The 21,535-nt window shown below is 35.1% G+C and carries 17 protein-coding genes and 1 tRNA gene; 10 read left to right on the forward strand and 8 right to left on the reverse strand.

Annotation, left to right across the window (positions count from 1 at the left end; translation table 11 throughout):
- Positions 1-76: 76 nt before the first annotated feature.
- A complete protein-coding gene (locus FHK88_RS09670; RefSeq protein ID WP_227430531.1) occupies positions 77-1,321 on the forward strand; it encodes a hypothetical protein in 1,245 nt (414 codons plus the stop codon).
- A 39-nt stretch (positions 1,322-1,360) separates the two neighbouring features.
- Positions 1,361-2,011: a DUF2238 domain-containing protein gene (locus tag FHK88_RS09675; protein ID WP_227430532.1), complete on the forward strand. Its 651-nt coding sequence runs from the start codon at positions 1,361-1,363 to the stop codon at positions 2,009-2,011.
- Positions 2,012-2,419: 408 nt separating this feature from the next.
- Here the strand turns inward: FHK88_RS09675 and FHK88_RS09680 are convergent, their stop codons facing one another.
- A complete protein-coding gene (locus FHK88_RS09680; protein WP_227430533.1) occupies positions 2,420-2,830 on the reverse strand; it encodes a hypothetical protein in 411 nt (136 codons plus the stop codon).
- 123 nt (positions 2,831-2,953) lie between these two features.
- Complete coding sequence (locus FHK88_RS09685; RefSeq protein WP_227430534.1) at positions 2,954-4,630, reverse strand: alpha-keto acid decarboxylase family protein; 1,677 nt, start codon at positions 4,628-4,630, stop codon at positions 2,954-2,956.
- Between the two features lie 236 nt (positions 4,631-4,866).
- Between FHK88_RS09685 and FHK88_RS09690 the strand changes: the two genes are divergently transcribed.
- The 3 genes from FHK88_RS09690 to FHK88_RS09695 all read left to right on the forward strand — a co-directional run bounded on the left by FHK88_RS09690 (position 4,867) and on the right by FHK88_RS09695 (position 5,655).
- Positions 4,867-4,942 (forward strand) — tRNA-Gly (locus tag FHK88_RS09690).
- 253 nt (positions 4,943-5,195) lie between these two features.
- Positions 5,196-5,321 (forward strand): hypothetical protein, encoded by a 126-nt coding sequence (locus FHK88_RS14185; RefSeq protein WP_264480654.1) that lies wholly within the window; start codon positions 5,196-5,198, stop codon positions 5,319-5,321.
- Between the two features lie 13 nt (positions 5,322-5,334).
- Positions 5,335-5,655: a hypothetical protein gene (locus tag FHK88_RS09695; protein WP_227430535.1), complete on the forward strand. Its 321-nt coding sequence runs from the start codon at positions 5,335-5,337 to the stop codon at positions 5,653-5,655.
- Positions 5,656-5,770: 115 nt separating this feature from the next.
- Here the strand turns inward: FHK88_RS09695 and FHK88_RS09700 are convergent, their stop codons facing one another.
- Positions 5,771-6,037, reverse strand: coding sequence for a helix-turn-helix domain-containing protein (locus FHK88_RS09700; RefSeq protein ID WP_227430536.1), 267 nt, complete (start codon positions 6,035-6,037; stop codon positions 5,771-5,773).
- A gap of 251 nt (positions 6,038-6,288) precedes the next feature.
- On the opposite strand from FHK88_RS09700, the gene FHK88_RS09705 reads away from it, so the two are divergent.
- The 4 genes from FHK88_RS09705 to FHK88_RS09715 all read left to right on the forward strand — a co-directional run bounded on the left by FHK88_RS09705 (position 6,289) and on the right by FHK88_RS09715 (position 7,929).
- The gene (locus tag FHK88_RS09705) at positions 6,289-6,834 is read left to right on the forward strand and encodes a hypothetical protein (RefSeq protein ID WP_227430537.1); all 546 of its coding nucleotides are present in this window, start codon (positions 6,289-6,291) and stop codon (positions 6,832-6,834) included.
- A gap of 84 nt (positions 6,835-6,918) precedes the next feature.
- Positions 6,919-7,434 (forward strand): hypothetical protein, encoded by a 516-nt coding sequence (locus FHK88_RS09710; RefSeq protein WP_227430538.1) that lies wholly within the window; start codon positions 6,919-6,921, stop codon positions 7,432-7,434.
- A 199-nt stretch (positions 7,435-7,633) separates the two neighbouring features.
- Positions 7,634-7,756, forward strand: coding sequence for a hypothetical protein (locus FHK88_RS14190; RefSeq protein WP_264480655.1), 123 nt, complete (start codon positions 7,634-7,636; stop codon positions 7,754-7,756).
- A 2-nt stretch (positions 7,757-7,758) separates the two neighbouring features.
- Entirely contained in the window at positions 7,759-7,929 is a 171-nt protein-coding gene (locus tag FHK88_RS09715) for a hypothetical protein (protein ID WP_227430539.1), read from the forward strand.
- A gap of 7 nt (positions 7,930-7,936) precedes the next feature.
- Here the strand turns inward: FHK88_RS09715 and FHK88_RS09720 are convergent, their stop codons facing one another.
- The 5 genes from FHK88_RS09720 to FHK88_RS09740 form a co-directional block, all read right to left on the reverse strand.
- A complete protein-coding gene (locus tag FHK88_RS09720; RefSeq protein ID WP_227430540.1) occupies positions 7,937-12,673 on the reverse strand; it encodes a hypothetical protein in 4,737 nt (1,578 codons plus the stop codon).
- Positions 12,674-12,792: 119 nt separating this feature from the next.
- Positions 12,793-14,568 (reverse strand): UvrD-helicase domain-containing protein, encoded by a 1,776-nt coding sequence (locus tag FHK88_RS09725; RefSeq protein ID WP_227430541.1) that lies wholly within the window; start codon positions 14,566-14,568, stop codon positions 12,793-12,795.
- Positions 14,553-16,634 (reverse strand): ATP-dependent nuclease, encoded by a 2,082-nt coding sequence (locus tag FHK88_RS09730; protein ID WP_227430542.1) that lies wholly within the window; start codon positions 16,632-16,634, stop codon positions 14,553-14,555. Before FHK88_RS09730 ends, FHK88_RS09725 begins: the two co-directional genes overlap by 16 nt.
- A 368-nt stretch (positions 16,635-17,002) precedes the next feature.
- Positions 17,003-17,689, reverse strand: coding sequence for a hypothetical protein (locus tag FHK88_RS09735; RefSeq protein ID WP_227430543.1), 687 nt, complete (start codon positions 17,687-17,689; stop codon positions 17,003-17,005).
- Positions 17,601-20,123 carry a hypothetical protein gene (locus FHK88_RS09740; protein WP_227430544.1) on the reverse strand — a complete coding sequence of 841 codons (2,523 nt, stop codon included), beginning with the start codon at positions 20,121-20,123 and terminating at the stop codon, positions 17,601-17,603. The genes FHK88_RS09735 and FHK88_RS09740 overlap by 89 nt, the downstream gene beginning before the upstream one ends.
- Positions 20,124-20,428: 305 nt before the next feature.
- On the opposite strand from FHK88_RS09740, the gene FHK88_RS09745 reads away from it, so the two are divergent.
- Positions 20,429-21,478, forward strand: coding sequence for an IS481 family transposase (locus FHK88_RS09745; protein ID WP_227429178.1), 1,050 nt, complete (start codon positions 20,429-20,431; stop codon positions 21,476-21,478).
- Positions 21,479-21,535 lie beyond the last annotated feature (57 nt).

A 21,535-nucleotide genomic window follows, 5' to 3' on the forward strand; every position in this document is an offset into this window, starting at 1 on the left:
TATAGAGCAAGACCAGCTAGGCTTTAACCTATTGTTATTGCTATATTGGGTTAAAGCCTAGTTATTGAGATAAGCCATGCCTACAATCAATAAAAAGAAAATATTATTAGGGATTATCAGCATACCAATTATTATTTTTATTGGCTGGTGTTTATCGTTGGCTTATCTACTATTTATTGAAGTCCCATCACAAGTCCATAACAAAAATATATTAAGCACCTCTTTAAGTGCTTATGCAGAAACAACAACACTACCTGCTGAAGATATTTATCAAGTACTCAATGACTTTAAAGACACACATCATTTAAATTTACATGAATTATCCGAGTTAGTGGCACTCATTGATATTAATGGGTTGATACACCAATATCGGTTTAAAGGGGATATTTATCCTGCTGGTGAATTACAGATTTTCCCCCAACGTTTTACTTATCGTATGAGTAGTACGGGTGTTAATGATACAGATGATGAGTTAGCTTATAATAACCTAACAAATACATTGGTAATTACTGACCCATCTATGATGGATATAAATTCAATAATTACCACCTATTCTGATACAGATATTTGTCATATTTCATTGCTAATTTTTGATAAAAAGCATGATAAAGGGCAAGCTCGCTACTTATCAACAAAAAATTCTTTTGGCACTTATTTATCAAGCGACTTTTATAATTCTCATAACCTCCATAACTTTCATGACAATCAACCAGAAAATCAAAACTCACAGGAACATCAAGAATTACAAACAACCAATAAAACTAATCAGCCCAATAACTCCAACCAAAAAAGTAAAAGTAATTGTTTTTACCAACAAGTTTTGGATACAAATAACTTTTCATTAAAGCGTGATTTGCCTGATAATATCAATGAGGCACAAATTCAACAAGCACAAATACTAGTGGATACGCTCAATACATTTAAACAAAAACATCACCTTGCTAATGGTACAGTGGCAGAAGTATTATCAAAAAGTAATTTGCCAACCGTTGAGCTAACCTATCATAACCGCTATCAAGATGGTGATATGTTAATAACTTCTGATGGATATCAATTACCAAACTCTCAATACCAGACATTAACTGTCAATGACAATACATCAGAGCAAACAATGCTGGTGATAATAGAAAATAGCAGTGGTGAACAATATCATGTGATTAGCAAACCCATAACAGATACTCAAAATATGAATTTACTTGTCTTTATTGATAACAAGGCTTTTATCTATCCTATAGCAAATATGAACTCTGTCATTATTCGTCAGCCAAAAGCGACAGGTTTAAAAAATATTTTTAATAAATTTTTAAATGTTTTTAGTTAAACACTATTTAGGGATAAATTAAAAGGATAAATATAGAAAATGCCCCCTAAACCTAACCCCAAACCCTTTAACTGCACCGTCTATACCAGTGTTATCATTGTTTTACTAATGATGGGATTGGCAAGTATTAATCCATTAGAATGGTCAAGTTATCTGTTGCACCAAGCAGGTACGGTGATTGTATTAATTGGGCTATTATTAGCATATCGGTATTTGGCGGTAAAAACGTCCTCATTTGTGCTGGCATGCGGGTTTTTGCTGGTGCATATCATTGGGGCAAGATATTTGTATTCTTATGTGCCTTATGATGATTGGTTACATGCAATTTTTGGGATTAAACTCAATGACATCATGGGTTGGCAACGCAATATGTACGACCGTTTGGTGCATTTTTGCTATGGTTTGTTATTATTTGCAGTAATGCGAGATATTACCCGTAGTCTGTTCCCCTCGCTAAATAGCAAGCAATGTATCGCCATTGTATTAATGGTCAATATGTCAAGCAGTATGCTTTATGAGTTATTCGAGTGGGGCATTGCCATTGGGCTATCACCTGAAGACGCAGAGCGATATAATGGGCAACAAGGCGACATGTGGGACGCCCATAAAGATATGGCGTTGGCGTTATTGGGTGGAATTGTTGGACTGTGTGTGAGTACTGTTATCAGTATGATAAAGGACAATACATGAAATATGAGACTGCTTTGGTATTTGATATTGAGCCCAAACAGTTGGTTTTTAGCATATTAACCAATCTTACCCAATAACAAGAACTCATTTTTCAAAAGACCATTAATCCGTTCAACTAAAGCATTTTAAAGAATACCGTATGATGCTTTTTTTGTTTTCTTCATCCTTCTCATCAATGGCTTCAATGACTTTACCTATAGTCAATTTTCAAGATAATAGTAGGGTTCGTACTTTTTCGTCTACTAGCTCTCGCTGTGCTTATTTCTTCTTTGCTATCTATTTATAAACTCCTTTGGTGTAAGCTTATTTTAGGACAGGACATCTCATGCTTTCTGGAAATTAAAAAAGCTGGGTAACTTCTTACCCAGCTTCTCTAAAATAAGTCTTCATAAACTTATTTTTAAATAATTATTTGATAGTTACAGTCAAATAAAATGGCTTTGGTGTATTACCCTGACGAGCTTGGTTACGAGGTTGTAGTACACGGATTGTATACTCACCTGTCTTAGGTAGTGTAATTGCACCTTCGCTCAAATCTTGAGAGTTTTCACCATATAGCATTGGGTATAAGTTACTGCTACCAATAATATCAGCACTTACTTTTTGACCAGCATTAGCTCGGAAAATATACTCACAGTATTTATCACCTTTGATAGCACCAGCACGATTGATATCATAACGTCCAGATGCCATACGTAGCTCTTTTACACCACAGTCTGCTGTATAGTGCAAAGGACCTGCTTGTGCTGACATCATGCCCATACTCATTGTAGTGGCTGTCGCTAATGCTAGTGAACCGAAAAACTTTGTCATACGCATCTTATACTCCTTAAATATTTAGTTAAGTGCTTAATAAGTGTTGAAGCACAATTATGAGATAGTTCATAAAAAATAACCATCTAATTTCGTAAAGAAATATTAAGCAAATGTTAACTACCTATTTTAATATTGCTCTTTTGGTTTTAATGCAGCAGCAATATCTGCCAATAAAGGTGGAATATCATGTTTATCAGTAATCACCTCTAAAAATACCATTTTATCTGGAGTTTCTTGCATTTGCTTTAAGGCTAATTTTAGCTCTTTGGGTGTGGTAGCACATAGCATCAAGCAATTGTCATCTGTCGCACCAAATGCTTGAGGCATTACTTGCCAGTCACAACGCGGAATATCATTATATGGCTGGTGTTCACCATGTATGGCACGCTCTACTGTATAGCCTTCGTTATTAATCAGTATAATGGCTGGGTTTAATTTTTCACGAAGCATGGTTGCTAAGTCTTGTATGGTTAATAGCGCAGAACCATCACCAATTAACAATACACTACGTTTATTTGGTGAGGCAACTCCTGCACCTAAACAAGCTGGCAAGGTATATCCAATTGAGCCCCACATTGGCTGACCATAAAAGGTTACGCCTTCTGGTAGCCGAACGTCACTAATACCAAAATAGGCTGTGCCTTGGTCAGCAAAGACCAAATTATGAGCCTCTAGCTTAGTAGCAATCATATGCCATAAGTCATCTTGACGAATAGGATCATCATCATTGCCTTGCTGCTGATGAATCTCTACAGACTCTAGTAGTGGTTTTGCCATTACGTCAATACCTGATGTTAAGACTTCATGTAATGCTTGCAATGAGTCTTGTAAGGCTATAGGTGCAAATATCTGCCCACCTACACTGGCACGTTCATAGTGCAAGTCGATCACTCGACCTTCATCAATATTTTGACTAAAACCAGCCGTTGTGGTGTCTGTGTAGTTCACTCCAATCTTAATCAAACATTCACAATTTTCTACAGCATCTTTGACCACAGGACGTGAGGCAACTCCTGCATAAGTACCCGCCCAACGCTCGCTATGCTCATCAAGCAATGACTTCCCCCAAGACAACGTGGTGTAAGGGATATCTGTATCAGCAATCAAAGCTTTTAACTGATTTTGTAGCCCCATTCGATGTACCATCAAATCAGCCATTAATGTTGTTGTCTTTTTAGGAATAAACTGCAATAACGCAGACTTGAAATCTGCCAATGCCGCTTGGCTGGTAATGTCTTCTACACTATCTATTAGCTTGGTTGAAGGTGGATAAATAGGTAGCTTGGCAATATCAGGTGAAAGTAGCAGGTAACCAGGGCGCTGTTTTTTTAATATCAGCCGAATAACACGATCAATTTCTGAGGCAGCATTTTCTGGTGTAATTTTTGCTCGTGCTATCGTCACAGGCTCTACCATCTTAATAAAATGGTTAAAATAACCATCACCTAATGTATGGTGAATACGTCGTTTGGTATCTTGTAAAGTCGTCGCTGGTGCACCAACAATGTGCAATACAGGGGCATACTCTGCATATGAACCAGCGGTAGCATTGATAGCGGATAACTCCCCTACTCCAAATGTTGTTACCATAGCTGCAAAGCCACGTTCACGTGCATAACCATCAGCAGCATAACCTGCATTTAGCTCATTGGTATTACCAATCCAACGTAGTTTATCTGAGGCAATGATATTATCTAAAAATGGTAGGTTAAAATCTCCGGGAACACCAAAAATATCACTAGCACCTGCCTCAGCAATACGATCAAAAAGATAGTCTGCGATGGTATAACTTGTATTTGTCATTATCCTCTTCCAGTTTGTTGTTTATGAAAAGAATTATGGATGTTGTATCCATTTGATGGATAGCATCCAAGATTTAATATAATAAATATTAGTTATACCATGAGTTACTTAATTTGATAAGTATAGTTTTGCCACTGAGAAATTTTTTTGCTAAAAAATATTGACAGTACAATATAGTAGCGTATAATACGCCCTCACAACGATATAGATACTCACTTTATCTATATGTGCTATATGCGGGAATAGCTCAGCTGGTAGAGCACAACCTTGCCAAGGTTGGGGTCGCGAGTTCGAATCTCGTTTCCCGCTCCAAATTCTTAAAAAGCCACACACCAAATATAAAAGGTAGTGTGGTTTTTTTTTGCCTTAAAATTAAGGGTTTATAAGATTTTTCGTTAAAATAAAAAAATATAATTGATAATATATTATTAACAGTAGTTTTGGCTGAAATACCGAGCGTGACCATTTCATGAATGTAGTGTATTAAACTACATTCTACCTGACAAAAACAAGTTATTCACATTTATCCATTGTTGTATTATTACTCTCTTGCTTTGATAATCAGATGGCGGTACGTGTTTGGGTGCAAAGACGGCTTGATACTCAAGATGGTTATATAGTTGATGAGATGTGCAGTCAGCTTGAATCTGAGTTGTATGGGTTGTTGCCTCATGCTAATTATGGCTATTGATAAGGAGGGTGTTATGAGTATCAAACTTATCTTTAACCATCGGTTAACTAAGATGGCACAACAGCTATGCAGAGATTATTGGACACTTAATAGTAAAGATGACTATATTAACCATGTGAAGCAGTTGTGTCATCAGTACGATATTAGCCCTCATGTGTTGTTTACCACCATTGAGAAATGCTATGTTTGTCTTGATGATGTGTGCTGTGAAAACTGTGGCTGTGAATGCCCTATTGAGGTACCTGCTGATGTTGCTTATATGCGGTCTAAAACCAGTTGGTTCTGTGAGGATTGTGTGAGTTTTTCAGCAGGTCAGGTGTTAGTTGGAAAATAGTTATTTTGATGATGTTGATGATATTTAAAAGGTCAGTTGATATATTCAACTGACCTTTTTTTGGTTATCTAACTTTAGTAATACAAGCGATATTATGATAGGTATGTGACTTTAACTAAAGTTTATCATCATCATTTTTACTGTCCTGAATCAACTTAATTACATCTATGGCATCTAAATCTAATGCCTTACAGTATTCAATAAACTCAATCACATCCAATCTTCTATCACCAGTCTCTACCTTACCTATAAAAGAATAAATAACACCCATACGAGTGCCTAGGGCTCTTTGACTAAGTCCCAACTCTTCCCTACGACTCTTTAAATAGTACCGCAGGAGCTCATGTTCTGCTGAATGGATTGATTTACGTAAGTTGCTCATTGAACCTATTTTAGGTTCATGCTAAGACGAACCTGTTTTAGGTGCATGTATAGCATAATTCTTATTTTTGTACTTTTAAGTTACCGCAATTTAAGATGTTTAATGTCTACCATTGCAAGCTAGGTAAATCAACGATTGATAACACATCATATCGTAGGTTTATAGTGAGATACGGAACAGCTACCCTTTAGTTCCATAGCTCTTTAATCCCATAAACCTTTAACTCAAATCTATTTGATAAGAGCAAACTTATGAAAAAATTATATTTAGTTATCGCAGTACTGATGACAGGTTGTTCTACTACGGGTACTGATTCTACGTCAAATCTAGGACAACTCATTACCTCATCTATACAGAGTATCAGTAGTAGTTTATTAACACCATCATCAACAACGCAGATGGATAATCAAGGTTGGGTAGTTGCTTATAAAGTACCAGCAAATGCTCCAGAGTATCACATAGATATTAATAAGCCTTCTATACGAAAATCAGGCAGTAAAGTTGAATATAAAACTCGAGTGGTATACCTCACACCAGACAGGATTGAAAATACTATCTTAAGAAAGCTAGAGGGTACGTCTTATCAATTCAGTTCAGGTGATTATATTGCCAATGATGTCATTGTTGACTGTAGCACTAAAACTTATGCCACACTAAACCATATCTTTTATGACAAAAATGACAACATGATAATGCACTACCCATGGAAAGATAGGTCACAAATCACCATGCAAAAGGCTAATTCAGGTAGTATTATAGAACATACCATCAATTCAGCTTGTAAAAACTATACTTAAGGGAATTGATAGAATGTAGTAAATAAGCAAGATTTTTATGTTATTACTTTTATGACAATTTTTATAAACAAACAGGATGTAATTATGATGCCTAGATTTGCAAAAACAGTAAGTATTCTGGCTGTACTCATTACTGGCTGTATCAGCAGTAATGTAAATGCTGACGCCATAGAGTATGAGAACAAATACTCCGATGAAGTACCCTATATCGATATCTACTCATTTCCAGAGTATGGTAAAGCCGAAGTCCCTGATGCTGAAATGACACCAATTTGGGAAAGCTCTCCAGAGATCAAAAATGAGGCTTACTATACAAGTCCTCATACTATTATTAAACGAAGTGGAAAAGTACAATATGCCTTAGCCCGAGTTTATGGTTCAGGTTATGCAATTCCTGATGCGTTTGATGACTTGGTCTTGATTAACTGCCAAAATCCACGCCATTCATATATCGAGCGTGGTGATAGAGAACGTATTAGCCTAAAAGACTCTATGGCTATTGGTGGTGAATATGGACCTGGTTTGAGTGATGAAAGATGGCATGATCATATTCCACGTGGTGCGGTTAGTGCATTGTTTAATTTTTATTGTAAAGGATAAAATAGCTTTATCGATAGAAGTTATAGCTAACGCATTTTAAGCTTATATTGACTTAAACTTATTTTTTATGTTTCTAGTCTATTAGGTCATTCCTACTAGACTAGGACCTCTTTTTTTATTATGTAAGCATAAACTTTGAATACTATCTTTTAGTTTGGGTATCATACTGTTTACAGAGCCTGAGGATCAAAGTGATAAGGTGGTATCTGATGACAGTAATTTACAGCCATCTAATGTACAAACAAGTGTTGCTAATGGTGAAGATGATATAGAGGTGATTGGGGCAAAATGGCGTTATGTCACCAACCAACAATGTCACTAAGTATGGTAAGCGATATTATAACAGGGTTACGCCAGTTTAAGGAAAAATATAACCCTGTTTGGGAATCGCACTATATTGGTATTAGGACGGTTCTAAAAGCAGAAGTCAGTCCGATTAGAGGATTTTCTGATACGACTTTGCTGATTTCAGGTAAGATGGATAAGTTGTACTAGTCTCAACCTAATCCAACATTCCACTATGCAAGACTTTTGAGTGATTAAAATAAATATTTGACTCAAATATATTATCCCAAACATTTAAGCATTGATTTAAGATATCCTCATCTTCATCATCAACAGCTTCGTCATATATTTTTTGTAGCACAGAGATCATAGAACTGGCGTTTGCTCGTCGGCTAAATGAATACTCATCACTTGATGTCTCCATTAGCTTGCTAAATATATCAAGCAACTGCGTTTTATATGGATAAATATCCTTACTATTTTTAAGGAAATAGAGAAAATTGGATACGTTTATTTTTTCATCGATAGATTGTATAAAGCAGTCAATTAACGCTTTAGTATTACGCTTTTTCCAAAAACTCTCATTCTGTATACAGCGTTGAATTTCATTGCTTACATCGCTATCTTTATCATTTAGAATAAGTTGGTAGGGCTCTAACAACTTATCGTCATGATGCGTATATTTATCCCAACTCAAAAACTGATTTAGCACATTTGCAACACCAAGACGGACATATTTATCCGTTGTTTCAGTCTTTAACAAGGTGGGAAATATATTATCGAACAAGTCATTAAAATACCATCTGGCTAATATTTGTCGACCTGCATTTTTTCTCACCTCATCATAATCTGAGACTAGCATATCTTTAACTAATTGAATGTAGCCATCTCTAAACTGACTTTCAAATGCATTATTAAAAAAATGATAGGCTTGGCTCGCACAAGTAAAGAGTAAATCAGTATGACTAATGTCTAAAAATTTCTGTAAGGCAAAGTTTTCATCGATATTTAAAAAAGGGGTCAACATGCTTACTGAAGTAATCTGCACCGCAGGGTGTTGGTCAGAGATAGCATCATCTATCAATTGCTTATGATTAATGGCAAAATTTTTATCTTTCCAAAACAAACTGGCTATGCCATTGTAAGCAATGCCACGGCATGAGTTAATTGCAGTGCCCATTAACTCATGAGCTGTCGCTATGCTTGCAGAGTCGCCTTTTTTTGGATCATATATTGATAGTTTATCAGATTCTGGGTGTGGCGAAGTTTTTGCCATAGTTATCAACATAGCTAACATGGCAGGATGATTGATAACCTCTGTATCTTTAGTGAGCAACCAAGCTAAGTTGTTACTATGAGGTTTTTCACCAAAGTGGGTAATAACTTTATATCGTAATTCTAATGGGCAAGGTTGCCACTCCTCTTTATATTGCTCTTGCACCTCTTTACTAGGGTTACTCAACCCATAAAAAATACTATTAACATAATCACGTTCGATATCTTTTGGTAAGGTCAAAGCAAGCCTTGCAAACCGTTCTGGCTGATTGGTGACAGCAGTTGATAAACTTCTTGAGAAGGTATAAACCGTTGATTCTACTATCGCATCTTCTGATATCTGTTTGCCATTAAAACTTTTAAATTCATTATCTTTTTTTACTAAAATTTCTCGCCATTTTTTATCTGAAAGCTTATTTGGTGGTGGCAATGGTGACACAACAAATCCACCACCCATTCTTGAACTATTATAAAAATCCTCATCTTTAAAATGTTCAAAGCGTCTGTTCAATACTGCTGTCAATTGTTTAGACTTTTTGCTCACTCTCTTTTTATCCAGTTTAGAAAGGATAAAATATTGCAACGCTCCCCAATAGTAATTTTTAAAATAGCCCCTTTTTTTACATTCAAAAATCCATTGTAAGTTTTCAAAATTTTTCGAAATACCTGCATAATAAATGATATCTTCTAATTTACAGAATATTTCATCAGAGCAGTGAGGGGAAAACTTTTCAATGACACTACCTGATAATAACCATTTGGGCTCTTTTTTAAAATTTCCTGATGATAACCTTGATTTGGGATTTTCTAATATCCACTCAATAACTTGATTGGCATAAGATATATCAAGATAAAACATCATATTCAGCAAAATATGCTGTATTAATATATTGTGACTGTGTAAATAAGGTGTTATAAGTTGCCATAGCTCCGTGTCTTTAGATTCGTTAGCCAGTTGCTCGCTTGCTTGATTTATCAAGTCCAAAATACAGATAATAAACTTCTCTCTATCTTGAGGGAATTGCGTATGATAAAACCATGCTTTAGACAATCTGTCATCATCACCATCCGGCTCATTAGCAACGATATAAATTTTAGGCAATAATAAATTAATAACGTCAACTGGTAGCTGACGTGCAATATTAAGGAGTTTTTCTGGTTTATGTGCATCAAACAATCGCAATTTATCGATAAATGAATTTTTAAACCAATCATCGTTGGTTAACGACTCTGTATTTTCATCAAAGGTAAAATCTATCAATTGTAAGACACGCTTTGGATGTTTTTTGACAAGTTTTTCAAAATCAATAAATCTCGGAAAAATACCTAGCTTAAATAGCTGTTGACGTAATGCGAAAATATCATCAGCATCATTAGCAACAGTCCAACCTAATGCTCGATGACAGCGCTCATTCCATTTATCAGAAAGACCAATAAAAGGCTGAATCTCTTTGACTACCAATTCTGGAACTGACTCAGATACTGTAGATAGTAACTGTATTGCCTTATTTATCTGCTCTACATCTTTATGATTCAACCAAGAGGTAATAAACCCTAATTCAGCAAGCAAACTCACCATAGTGGAATTACCCATACAGCTATGTTTGATAAAATGTTTGGATAAATAGTCATCTGCTATCAACTCTCGAACCAGTTTTTTTATAGGTTGCTTTACTTCTAATACTTCTCTCAAACTATGAAAGGCTAGGTACTTGAGATGAAAACGAATATCTTCACTAAATAAAATTGCTGAAATGCTTCTTGCATAGAGCTTCTGCTTATCTTGCAACAATAGATTTAACGCATATTTTAAATGCTCTCGTCGGGTTAATGTTTGTGCAGTCTTGTCACCAATTTGAGTCAATAATGCAGTTTCAGATTCTATCGCTTTATCGTATAGGCTCTTGCCTAATTGATAATCAAACAATGCTTGATGTTGAAAGCTAATTTTATCTTGTTTGTTTTTATGTAAGATACCAGCAGAAATCAAACGTTCAAAAGCCACTGGATCAGTAATAGCCAACAAAGATTGTGGAATGGCATATTGCATTTGCTGACTGGCTTTGGTGATAAATTCATTAATGATACTTTGCACATTAGCAAGGTCTACTCCAGCCTCTTCTATTAACTTCAATCTATCGTGCCAATACAAGCTAATAAGCTCTAACTTGCTATCAAATCTTGGCGGATGATTGCTCTTGCCAGCAATTTGCAAATAAAAATTTAGCCATATTGGAATACGAAGGATATCTTGTTTAGTCGTAGGTAATGACTCGTAATCTTCAACCTGATCGACCATTTCTTTGACTTGCTCAGTTGGCAGTTTATCCAGCGTAATTTGTTTGACTTCTTGAGCAACTGACAGGGTTTTATTTAGCTTGTTAATTGATTTTTCTAAGTCATTTACCCAGTTTTTAAGGGCAATATCCTCAGAAAGGTCAAAATCTCGACAGGCCATCACCAGCTTAATATCATAAATATGAGGTAAGCTAATAATTTGTCTAGCGATTTCCTGACAAACTTGCAAGGCATTATTAGAGTGATTGGCTGTCCAGCGAATGGCGTCTAGTTGATCTAGTATAATTACTACTCTTTTAGATTTTGAAGCATTTACCATTGCATAAACAGGTGATTGCTTAAACCCTAGTAACTTACCAAATTCATCAGCACTGTTTTCTGGGCGTTGCCTATCTAATCGAATTGGCACACTGATGTTACCCTCTGAGCGTACTTTAGAATGTAGCTCATACAAAAAAGTACTTTTGCCCATACCTGCTTCTGCTTTGATAATGGTTATCGTATTTTCTTTAATAGAGCTAAGGCACTCATCTATTTCAGATCTGTGGATCAGTGTATTATTTAGTAGCTGAATGGAATCAGTAAATTTTTGACAAAGCTCATCTAAGGCAAGAGGGGTTTGAGTATTGTCAATATCTTTTCTTACTTCAAAACCAGCCTTTTTTAAATCATCAAATAAAACATCCGCAGTAATTTTTGTTCTTAGTTTATTCTGATTGGTTGGATAGCTTTGTAGATATGAAAGAATTTTTACGGTTTCATCATTTAAAAAAATAAAGTTTGCTTTGTCTTTGAGATGATTTATATCCTCACTTGAATTTGCATAATTAACAATTTCAAAATGTGATAGGAAATTTATAGCTTTTGCTATGTCTGATGGGTTGCTTATATCTAACTTTAGTCGTTTACATAAATCATTAAATATTTTTTCGCGTTCTTGACTGGTTTTGATTTGGCGTTGGTAAAAATCCTGAGGGTTGCCGTTATTATTTTTTGCACTTTTACTTAGATTGGTCAAAATATTAAAGGACAAAGGGGATATGACCTTAAAAGTAACAGAATGCTGAGATTGATCATTTCGCTCTATTTGAAAAAAGGCTTTTGCTAAAATTCCGCTACTATCAAGAGTCGCAAGTGACCAACTGTCTTTCCCTTGGTTACTTGCTTTGCATTGATGAAACTCAACCTCAGAACTATCTGTGATTTCTCTACCTATAAGATGCTCTATGATGACATCCACGCCTGCTTCATCATCGCCTAAAGGCTCAACTGTTACAGACGCTATCTTCTCATGAAGAAGATTCAATAGTTGTTTGGCAACCCAATAGGATTCGTAACTGTTGCCAAATTTGTCTGTAAAGCCACCTCTTTCTAGCGACATAGATTTTCCTTCAAATAATTATGTTTACTTACAAAAGATAGCATGTTTGGAATTTTTTGGACTTAGGTAAATTGGTGCTATGTTAATTTCTATTTTTAAGTGTACTTATTTTTGGGCGATTAGCATTTTATTACCTCAACAATTTCAAGCTGTTGTAACTGGTTAAGCTCTTTTTTATGGATTGCTGGTACAGAAATATAAAGGTTCTTTATTGCTCTGCTTATAGCAACATATTTTAATCTGCTTTCCTCACTATCAAGCTTAGGCGAAATAATAAAGCTAATATCTTTTTCGTTTTCTAAAACCAACAAAACATTGTCAAACTCATTACCCTTAGACTTATGTATCGTGATGTTATTGCTTTGATCTTCGACAATATTGACACATAAAGCTAGATTTTTATAACTGGTATTATCATAGAAGTCTTTAGGTTTACCAGATTTAAATCCACTTAACCCGCTTATACCTGAACAGCTTTTTAAAGTTTGGTAGAATGTCATTAATGTATCGTCATAATATTTGTCATAATGACTATTCATTGCAAATAGCAATTCTAAAGCACACTTTTTGCCCTCATTATCACTACCAAAATACCTTTTTAGCTCTTTTAACGCTTCTTTAATCTTTTTTTCTCGGCATAATTCTATTGCTTTAATACAAGGCACAACCAACCTATAACGACTAGAATTATTGTCATACTTATTAAAGAAGTCATCAAGGAGCTCATCATTTAAATCCTTACTTTCGGTTTCTTTTTTTAGAGCATTCGCTGTGATGTTTTTCCAAGATAATGTCGTTAATATTTCATTGCCCAGCTCATTTTTAATATGTGAAATAATTTCCAATCTATCACCAACGTAAATTATCGGCTTATTACCATAAAAGTCATCTTGGCCTTGTTGCGTTAAATCAGATCTAACATGATTAAGAAAATCAATGATTTGCCTAGTACTCCGTCTGTTGTTACAGATTATGTAGTCTTTTATCCCTGCTAATGTGAATTGCTCAAACTGCTCCGCTTCAGCTCCCTGAAAGCCAAATATTGACTGAGCCTTGTCTCCGATGATACCAACTACCGTTTCTGATTGCCCGATTTTACGCAATATTTCGACTTGTATTGGGTTGCTATCTTGAAACTCATCAACAAAGAAGTAAGGAAATTTTGCCCTGACAATATCCAACACAAATGGATACTTTTCTATGATTTTAAAGCTAAAAAATAAGACATCATCATGATGCATGATTCCATCACGCCAATAAATAGCTTTAAACTTTATAGGCTGATCAACGAATATATTTGGATATTTTTGTAAGGCTTTAAGAGCTTCTTTCCTGTAGTTGTGTATTGATAACTTTTTTTTGAAATAAAAATATAAACCGTCTTTATCATCAAATTTACAGGAAATAGTTGATAACCATTCTATTAGACCAGTAATGTACAAACCATGAAGTTGATTGTTATTGATTTCTTTTTTTATTAGGCTAGAATTTTGATGTTCTTTTAACCACTGTAGGCATTTACCTTTACTTACTATAAAATCGTCATGACCATCTAACTTTGCAGTATTAAAACCAAACTCATCAGCGATAAAGTGCATATAAGGCTTTATGATGTGTCTGTACAAAAAGCTATGGATGGTAGATACATCAACCTGATTTGCCGATGATCCCAAGCGATTTTGTATGATTTCTACACCTGTATTGGTATAGGTGATGCAAGCTATTTTACGGCATTTACCCAAACGCTCAGAACGATGCAAGACTTGCTTGATGTGATTAACCAACCAATGTGTTTTACCTGCCCCAGGTCCAGCCGATATTCTAAAGTGGTGCTCGATATCGTCAAAAATTTTATCTGAGTCGATGTTTCCTACAGAGGCTATTTGATTATCCATTTTAAAGCCTCCCGAATATATTCAGGTACGTTAAACTCTATGCGTGACTCAACTTGTAAGTTTTCTTTTAGCACATAAGCCAACTCCAAGGCATTTTCACCCTTGCCAATAGAATTTAAATATCTAGATGCTATGATTGCTCTCTTCTTATCATCATCAGACCAATCATTACCCAGGCTTTCAATACCTTCCTTAATACTGTCAGACTCAGAACTACTGCCTAATAAATCATAGTATTCTTCTATCGTGCTAGCTTCATCGAGTTGCATCATATCTTTTATAGTACCCTTGTTAGACATACTATCTGTAATTAACATCTCACATTTGGGATTATGCAGTACTAAATCATATTCAAATGTTTTGCCCCTTTCATTATTCTGACTAAAGAATCTTATGTTTTTATGATTGGCATAAGTATTCACCAACTCAGAAGCGTGATCTTTAAAGTTAGAATCATCTTTTTGATACTCAAAAGGATAGCAAGCTTTGTAATTTCCATTACTACTTTTCTTAACTGGATCTATATCAGTGAGGCAAACTACTTTTTTTAGTACGGCAGAAGCATTCTTTGTAACGTCAAATAACTTTAAAAAATGATCAAAGTAACGACCCCCAAGATTGATAACGGCAATATGATGGTCTTCTAAAAATATATTCTCATATTCTGCCAGCACACTCATCAGCAACTGCTCTGCGATGCCCTCTACCAATATAATTTTTTCAGCAAACAGCATGTTTGATTTTGTGGCATCTAAGAAGCGTTTGATATATTTTTTTGATTTAATGTCTTCATCATTATCACTAAAGACCTTGCCTAAATAGCCAACTCTCGTATTACCATCAAAATCATCATGTAGACAAATAATTTCATCTAGCTCAGTCGCAGAAGTAACATGCGTTGAATGAGAGGTAATAAAAATTTGTCTAACCTTATTATTGCCAATATTACCTCGTAAAAACTTAAGAAACTTATCTTGCATTGATGGATGCAGGTGAGCTTCAGGCTCTTCAATCGCTAACATAGGAAAAACTTTTGAATTACTACCTAAGTAGTCCTTATCAGCATCTGCCTGCATCTTAGCAAGTAGTATGGATATATAAATAAGGTTGTTGTATCCCAATCCGTTATGTGATGCAGGTATATTGAATCCTGCATCTTCAATAATCAGTTTGAGAAAACTGAGCATTTCAATATCGGAGGTTTCACCTGCAAAACTAGGCATCGACTTTAACGAAGCGCCTGTTTGCTTAGCATAGGATAAGATTTGACTCTTCCCCTCTTTGATACGATCATCTAAAAGCCCGATTAGTTCGGCAGATTTTTCGGAAAACGTTTGTGACTTCGTTTTTATTTTTCTAGCTTTATCTTCATCTGAGTCATCTGAACTTTTAATGTCATAATCCAAAAAGAAGTGCAGAACTTCTTTTAGCATGACATTACGTCCCGACACCAAGTCTCTTTCAACATCTCTGATTGCATCAAGAAATTGAAAATCAAATTTTCGCAATAAATCGCTATCTGCTTGATTTTGGTTTTCTGCCAATCCTCCCCAAATCCTATGAGTATAACGTCTTAAGAACTCATGCTGAATTAGCTTGTAGATAACCTCTTTTAGCTCTTTATCTGTTAATTTATCTCCCTCTGTCCCATTGACTTCATGTGCATCAATAATTTCTTTTACTTGATTAGAATAATCTTCCTCATGACTCTCAGGGAGGAAGTATTCATAGGTCAATTTTGCTTCATAGTCTTGATTAAGTTCAGTTAGCCACTCACTAATGGTGACCAAGTCGTCCTCATTTGAAGTCTGACCTTTTTTAATAGTAACGGTGATTGAAACCTTTGGAGAATGAGCTTTCAAATCCTCCAAACTAGCATCCTTATTAAAATCATTAATGCTAAGACGTTTGGTGGAACCGTAATCAAGTACTAGCCTTAATGCTCGTAATAAGTTGGACTTACCTGCATTGTTATGTCCAATAATGACATTAATACCATCGTTAAATTCAATACTATTTTTCTTAAAATTTCTAAAATTTTGAATGTCTATGTTTGCGATATACATATCTAAATCCGTTACTATTTTTATATAACCAATGCTCAATAAGTTTATTACAAATCAAGTGGATACATGCTAAATTTATCCACACTACTAAAGGGTAAACAGGTTTGGGCTGAAAATAATTTAGCTCAAATGTAAGCTGATATCTTAACCGTTCATTTGGGGGTACTGTCAGATTAGGTTTGAGCTAGTACACTTTATATATATTAACAAATTGACGTAAAGCCTTAGGGTCATTAAATGTGGTTTTGCTTAGTCATAGTAAACTCCTATTTTTTTTCTTAGTTTACCGAGCTTTACTCTATGTTTTCTTCAGCATATATCAAAATACTGAAGCAAACACTATAATAAGACGGGCATTGGATAAATTTCTAAAAACCACTTTCTTCAATGTCTTCACGGACTTTCTGACACAAGATCTCAAGATTCTTTATCTGTTGAAGTTTGTTTGTTAAATCTTCTGTATATTTCTCTTCATCCGTTTTTTCATCGGAATAAAAATTTATCAAACCTAATATTTCATCATCATACGGAATGTCTTGTAATGTTTGTAACCATTCTTTTGTTTTATCATCGGTTGCTTCTTTAATTGCTTGTTCAAGACAATGGTTGATCAACTGTTTTGCAGAATCATCCACAGATTTTACTGATGCTAACCATTGATTTTCTGGACTATCATTACTTACTTTACCACTGCATTCATCTAGGATTTTTGAGATTTTGTATCTAGGGCTATTTTCTACTTTTAGCGACTCTAAAACATCTATAAGACTTTCAAAACTCTCAAACGGCCTGTGACCTTGAGGCATTACAGCTCGTTTTTCCCATAATTTCAATATCGTATCAAAACATTCCTTTTTAGCCTCATTACAACCCTTTTCTGCTAATAGCATTTGTTCTGCAAGATAGTTTGCCATCCACGCTATGATTACATCGTCATCGTTCTTGCTAAAATTGGCAAGTAACTTTTTACCTAAGTTGATAACTTTTTCTTGTATCTCTAAGTCTTCCGTCGGCAGATAAGATGAAGGTTTTGCTGTAAGGCAAGTTTCTGTCATGATTTATTTTCCTTCTATATGAGCCTGTGTAGCGTCGTCTAATATTAATTTGAATGGCGACTTCCATATTCATTTTTTTACAGATTTCCTGCAAAAACTCTAGTTTAGCCAAACTATAATGAGCCGATGAGGTTTCTTTATCTCTTTCATAAGCCTTTTCAGCACTCCAATAAATATTCTTAAAACATGGCTTATCATCAAAACGCCATTCTTTGTAGTTTTTTGAGTAGTCAATGGCTATTTTTTTCTCTAAAGATTTACATAATTTAGATGGATGAGCTCTAATCTCACTCGCAAATGGGTCTTTTTGTTCTAAGTCATTTTCGTAATCTATATCCTCTAACCATTGATATGCAATAATGTCATTCGAGTTTTCTGTAATATTGTTTTCAATATCCCGATTATACCTATCAGAACAAAAGCGACCTAAGTAGCAGTAATAATCATATTCATCATGGTAGTTTTCAGTTGTAAGTAGTAATGATTGACTATATTTTTTAGGCACCAATACTGACAAAAAGCTAATATTTTCTGTACGGTCATATTCAGACTCAGTAGAGCTCCCTTCAACATTTAACCATATTCCTGAATAGTCACGATGGATGAGGACATCAATAAAATCATTAGCAGTAATATTCCATAACCATTCATCAGAGTCAGATGCTTGTCGCCACTCTCTGCGAATAACAGGGATATAATCTCGATTTTCAGCGAGTAGTTGCGAGTTATCTTTTAATAATAAATGTCTGTCAAGCCACTCTAAAAATGAACACTTTTCATGGTAGGATTCTTGTATAACAGGCATATTTTCTAGAAGCTTTTGAGCAACGACCATCATTAGTTGATATGCAACATAGAAGCTAAATGTATCAACATCAGGATAAGTACCATGTCTGCCTTGCATTTCATAATCTCTATAATGACGACTATGACTAAGTTCACTCCAAATATCTTCTCTCGCATCATCTAGCCTCTCACCAGAGCATTGGATATTCCATTCATTAAATAAAATATCTTTTGCAATATCTTGAACTTGTTGAGCTGAGATGCCAAAAACTCTACCTAGTGGTTGGTACCAATACTGTTCAAAATCACAAGGAAAATGAAATTCTGGCAAGTTGTCCATCTTTCCATCAGCGTGCCAAGGCGAATCAGTTGTATAAGAATATGGTTTTTCGTCTATTGATTGAAATTGTGAGGTACATAGCTGAGTTAGTTTATTAATTTCATCAGGATTAAAGCTATTGGGCTGTTGTCTTTCTATTTCTAAGCATATTTGTTTAGCATAATAAGTTATGATAATGCTTTGATTTAATTTTTCAGCAAGCGTAGCAAACCTATCTTTAAACTGAGCTAATGGTTGAGCTTTATAGTGTACACATCGTGTCAAAGCAACCAATAAGTGTTGTTGAGCATTTAGATTATAAAACGCAAAATTAGGTGGCAGATATATTGGCAAAATGCTTTTATCTAAGCAATCTATTAATTGCTCAATTTCTTTATAACAACCTAACCTGTATAAACGAATTACTGCGTGTATTGCACGCCAGCGCTCTTCAGCAAATGGTGACCCTAAATTAGCATAGATAAAATATATGAGTCCTTGATTGTAATTTTTAGGTAATTGATAATCATCGTTCCAGTGACCATCTGCATAATCGTCTTCTATAAACTGCTCTAAACAAGATAAGGTAAAATTTATCAGTTCTTTTGCTTCTTCAACAGTTAATTCCCTGGAAATATAATCAACAAATTGAAATAACAACTCTGCACTTTCAAAGTTATTTGATGATTCTAATCCTTGCCTTACACCTTTTCTGATTGCCTCATTAGTTTTATTATTGTGAATGTTTAATTCAAAACAAGCTAAAAAGCTTTCTGTTGAACTATATTGGAAGTCTTTAGTTAAATTAACAGGAAATCTAGACGCTAAATGAGTAATTAACTGTGGCCAAATTTCTTGTACCGCTAGTCTATCTTTCCAATTTTGTGGAATCTCCTCAAAAGCGTGTCGAATAGTATGGAATGATAGTTTTTCAGAATACACAATGAGCTTTAAAAAAGTAACTGCTTGTCTAGCAGAGATTTTTTTAAAACACCCTTGCCAAAAATAGCCATAATCCGCTTGTCTATTATTATCAAATATTTCGTAGGCTTTATGAAATCCATCATCGGTCAAAATATCAAAACTACTGTAAGTTTTTAGCCATTGTTGATGTTTTTCATCATCTGTTGGTATGTTTTTAATAGTGGTGGAGCTACTGACTAAATTTATTGCCATATTATTACTGTGGTTTTCAGATTTGGCTGATTTAGTCAGTAGATTAACATTCTGCAATTCTGAATTTGTTAGGTTATACTGCTGAGCAATATCCGCAACATCTTGCCACCATTCACCAGTATCGCCATTAATACGCCTGTCTCGGACGTACATATCTATAATATATTGCTTGTTAGTACGATCAGCTTCTTGATGTATTATTTTTTTAAAGAATCCGTGATAGTCATAGTCCCATGAGAAGGCTGATAATGACCAGAGTATCGCAGGTGGAATGTGTTTGGCATCTAAAGCACAATTGGCAACTGTAGCAGTTTGGTTGTAATGTCGAGTTACATTACGTTCTTTCCAGCGATTAACTGTACTAGTCTCAACCTAATCTGACAATCACACTTTAAAAAAGAGTGTGTTACCCAAATTGATGAAGATGTCTAAACTTTATCAAATAAGGAATAACACACATGAACCATTCTAGCACAAATAGTAATCCAATCATCAAACACAGAGCAGGCTTACTAAACTTAGCTCAAGAGCTAGGTAACGTCTCTAAAGCTTGTAAAATAATGGGGGTCTCTCGAGACACCTTTTATCGCTATAAAGAAATGGCAGACAACGGCGGTATAGGCGCATTAGTGAATCAATCAAGGCGAGTACCTAACCTTAAGAATCGAGTTGATGAGTCCACAGAACAAGCTGTCATACAACATGCCATAGACTATCCTGCTCACGGTCAGCACAGAACCTCTAATGAACTTAGAAAAGTAGGTATTTTTGTTTCAGGCAGTGGTGTACGTTCTATATGGTTAAGACACAACCTAGAAAACTTCAATAAACGTTTAAAGGCATTAGAGGCAAAAGTAGAAGCCGAAGGCATCCTCTTATCTGATGAGCAAATATCAGCACTTGAAAAGAAAAAACTAGACGATGAAGCATCTGGTGAGATTGAAACAGCACATCCAGGCTACCTAGGCTCACAAGATACTTTCTATGTCGGTCATTTAAAAGGCGTTGGACGTGTTTATATGCAGACCTTTGTAGATACTTATTCGAAGGTAGCACATGCTAAGTTATATAATACCAAAACACCGATTACAGCTGCTGATTTACTCAATGATAAGGTATTGCCGTTTTATCAAGAGCATGAGTTACCGATGCTTAGAATATTAACAGATAGAGGTACTGAGTATTGCGGTAAGGTAGAACAACATGATTATGAGCTTTATTTGGCTATCAATGATATAGATCATACTAAGACTAAAGCCAAATCCCCGCAAACCAATGGTATTTGTGAGCGGTTTCATAAGACTATCTTACAAGAGTTTTATCAAATTGCTTTTCGAAAGAAGATTTACGATAATCTAGAGTCTCTACAAGCTGATTTAGATGATTGGCTTGTTTATTATAATTATGAAAGAACTCATCAAGGTAAGATGTGCTGTGGTAGAACACCTATGCAAACGCTTACTGAGGGTAAATCCGTTTGGGCACAAAAGAATTTAGCTCAAATATAACCTGACATCTTGACCGTCAATTTGGGGGTACTGTCAGATTAGGTTTGAGCTAGTACA

It is taken from the genome of Psychrobacter sp. I-STPA6b, assembly GCF_020662265.1.
GTDB lineage: Bacteria > Pseudomonadota > Gammaproteobacteria > Pseudomonadales > Moraxellaceae > Psychrobacter.

Bases quoted from the DNA above. Each gene is read 5' to 3' on its own strand.
- FHK88_RS09715 (WP_227430539.1), top strand. From the start codon at position 7,759: ATGGTAAGCGATATTATAACAGGGTTACGCCAGTTTAAGGAAAAATAT.
- FHK88_RS09745 (WP_227429178.1), top strand. From the start codon at position 20,429: ATGAACCATTCTAGCACAAATAGTAATCCAATCATCAAACACAGAGCA.
- FHK88_RS09730 (WP_227430542.1), bottom strand. From the start codon at position 16,634: ATGTATATCGCAAACATAGACATTCAAAATTTTAGAAATTTTAAGAAA.
- FHK88_RS09700 (WP_227430536.1), bottom strand. From the start codon at position 6,037: ATGAGCAACTTACGTAAATCAATCCATTCAGCAGAACATGAGCTCCTG.
- FHK88_RS09680 (WP_227430533.1), bottom strand. From the start codon at position 2,830: ATGCGTATGACAAAGTTTTTCGGTTCACTAGCATTAGCGACAGCCACT.
- FHK88_RS09740 (WP_227430544.1), bottom strand. From the start codon at position 20,123: ATGTACGTCCGAGACAGGCGTATTAATGGCGATACTGGTGAATGGTGG.
- FHK88_RS14185 (WP_264480654.1), top strand. From the start codon at position 5,196: ATGGCGGTACGTGTTTGGGTGCAAAGACGGCTTGATACTCAAGATGGT.
- FHK88_RS09725 (WP_227430541.1), bottom strand. From the start codon at position 14,568: ATGGATAATCAAATAGCCTCTGTAGGAAACATCGACTCAGATAAAATT.
- FHK88_RS09675 (WP_227430532.1), top strand. From the start codon at position 1,361: ATGCCCCCTAAACCTAACCCCAAACCCTTTAACTGCACCGTCTATACC.
- FHK88_RS09670 (WP_227430531.1), top strand. From the start codon at position 77: ATGCCTACAATCAATAAAAAGAAAATATTATTAGGGATTATCAGCATA.
- FHK88_RS09710 (WP_227430538.1), top strand. From the start codon at position 6,919: ATGATGCCTAGATTTGCAAAAACAGTAAGTATTCTGGCTGTACTCATT.
- FHK88_RS09705 (WP_227430537.1), top strand. From the start codon at position 6,289: ATGAAAAAATTATATTTAGTTATCGCAGTACTGATGACAGGTTGTTCT.
- FHK88_RS09720 (WP_227430540.1), bottom strand. From the start codon at position 12,673: ATGTCGCTAGAAAGAGGTGGCTTTACAGACAAATTTGGCAACAGTTAC.
- FHK88_RS09695 (WP_227430535.1), top strand. From the start codon at position 5,335: ATGAGTATCAAACTTATCTTTAACCATCGGTTAACTAAGATGGCACAA.
- FHK88_RS09735 (WP_227430543.1), bottom strand. From the start codon at position 17,689: ATGACAGAAACTTGCCTTACAGCAAAACCTTCATCTTATCTGCCGACG.
- FHK88_RS09685 (WP_227430534.1), bottom strand. From the start codon at position 4,630: ATGACAAATACAAGTTATACCATCGCAGACTATCTTTTTGATCGTATT.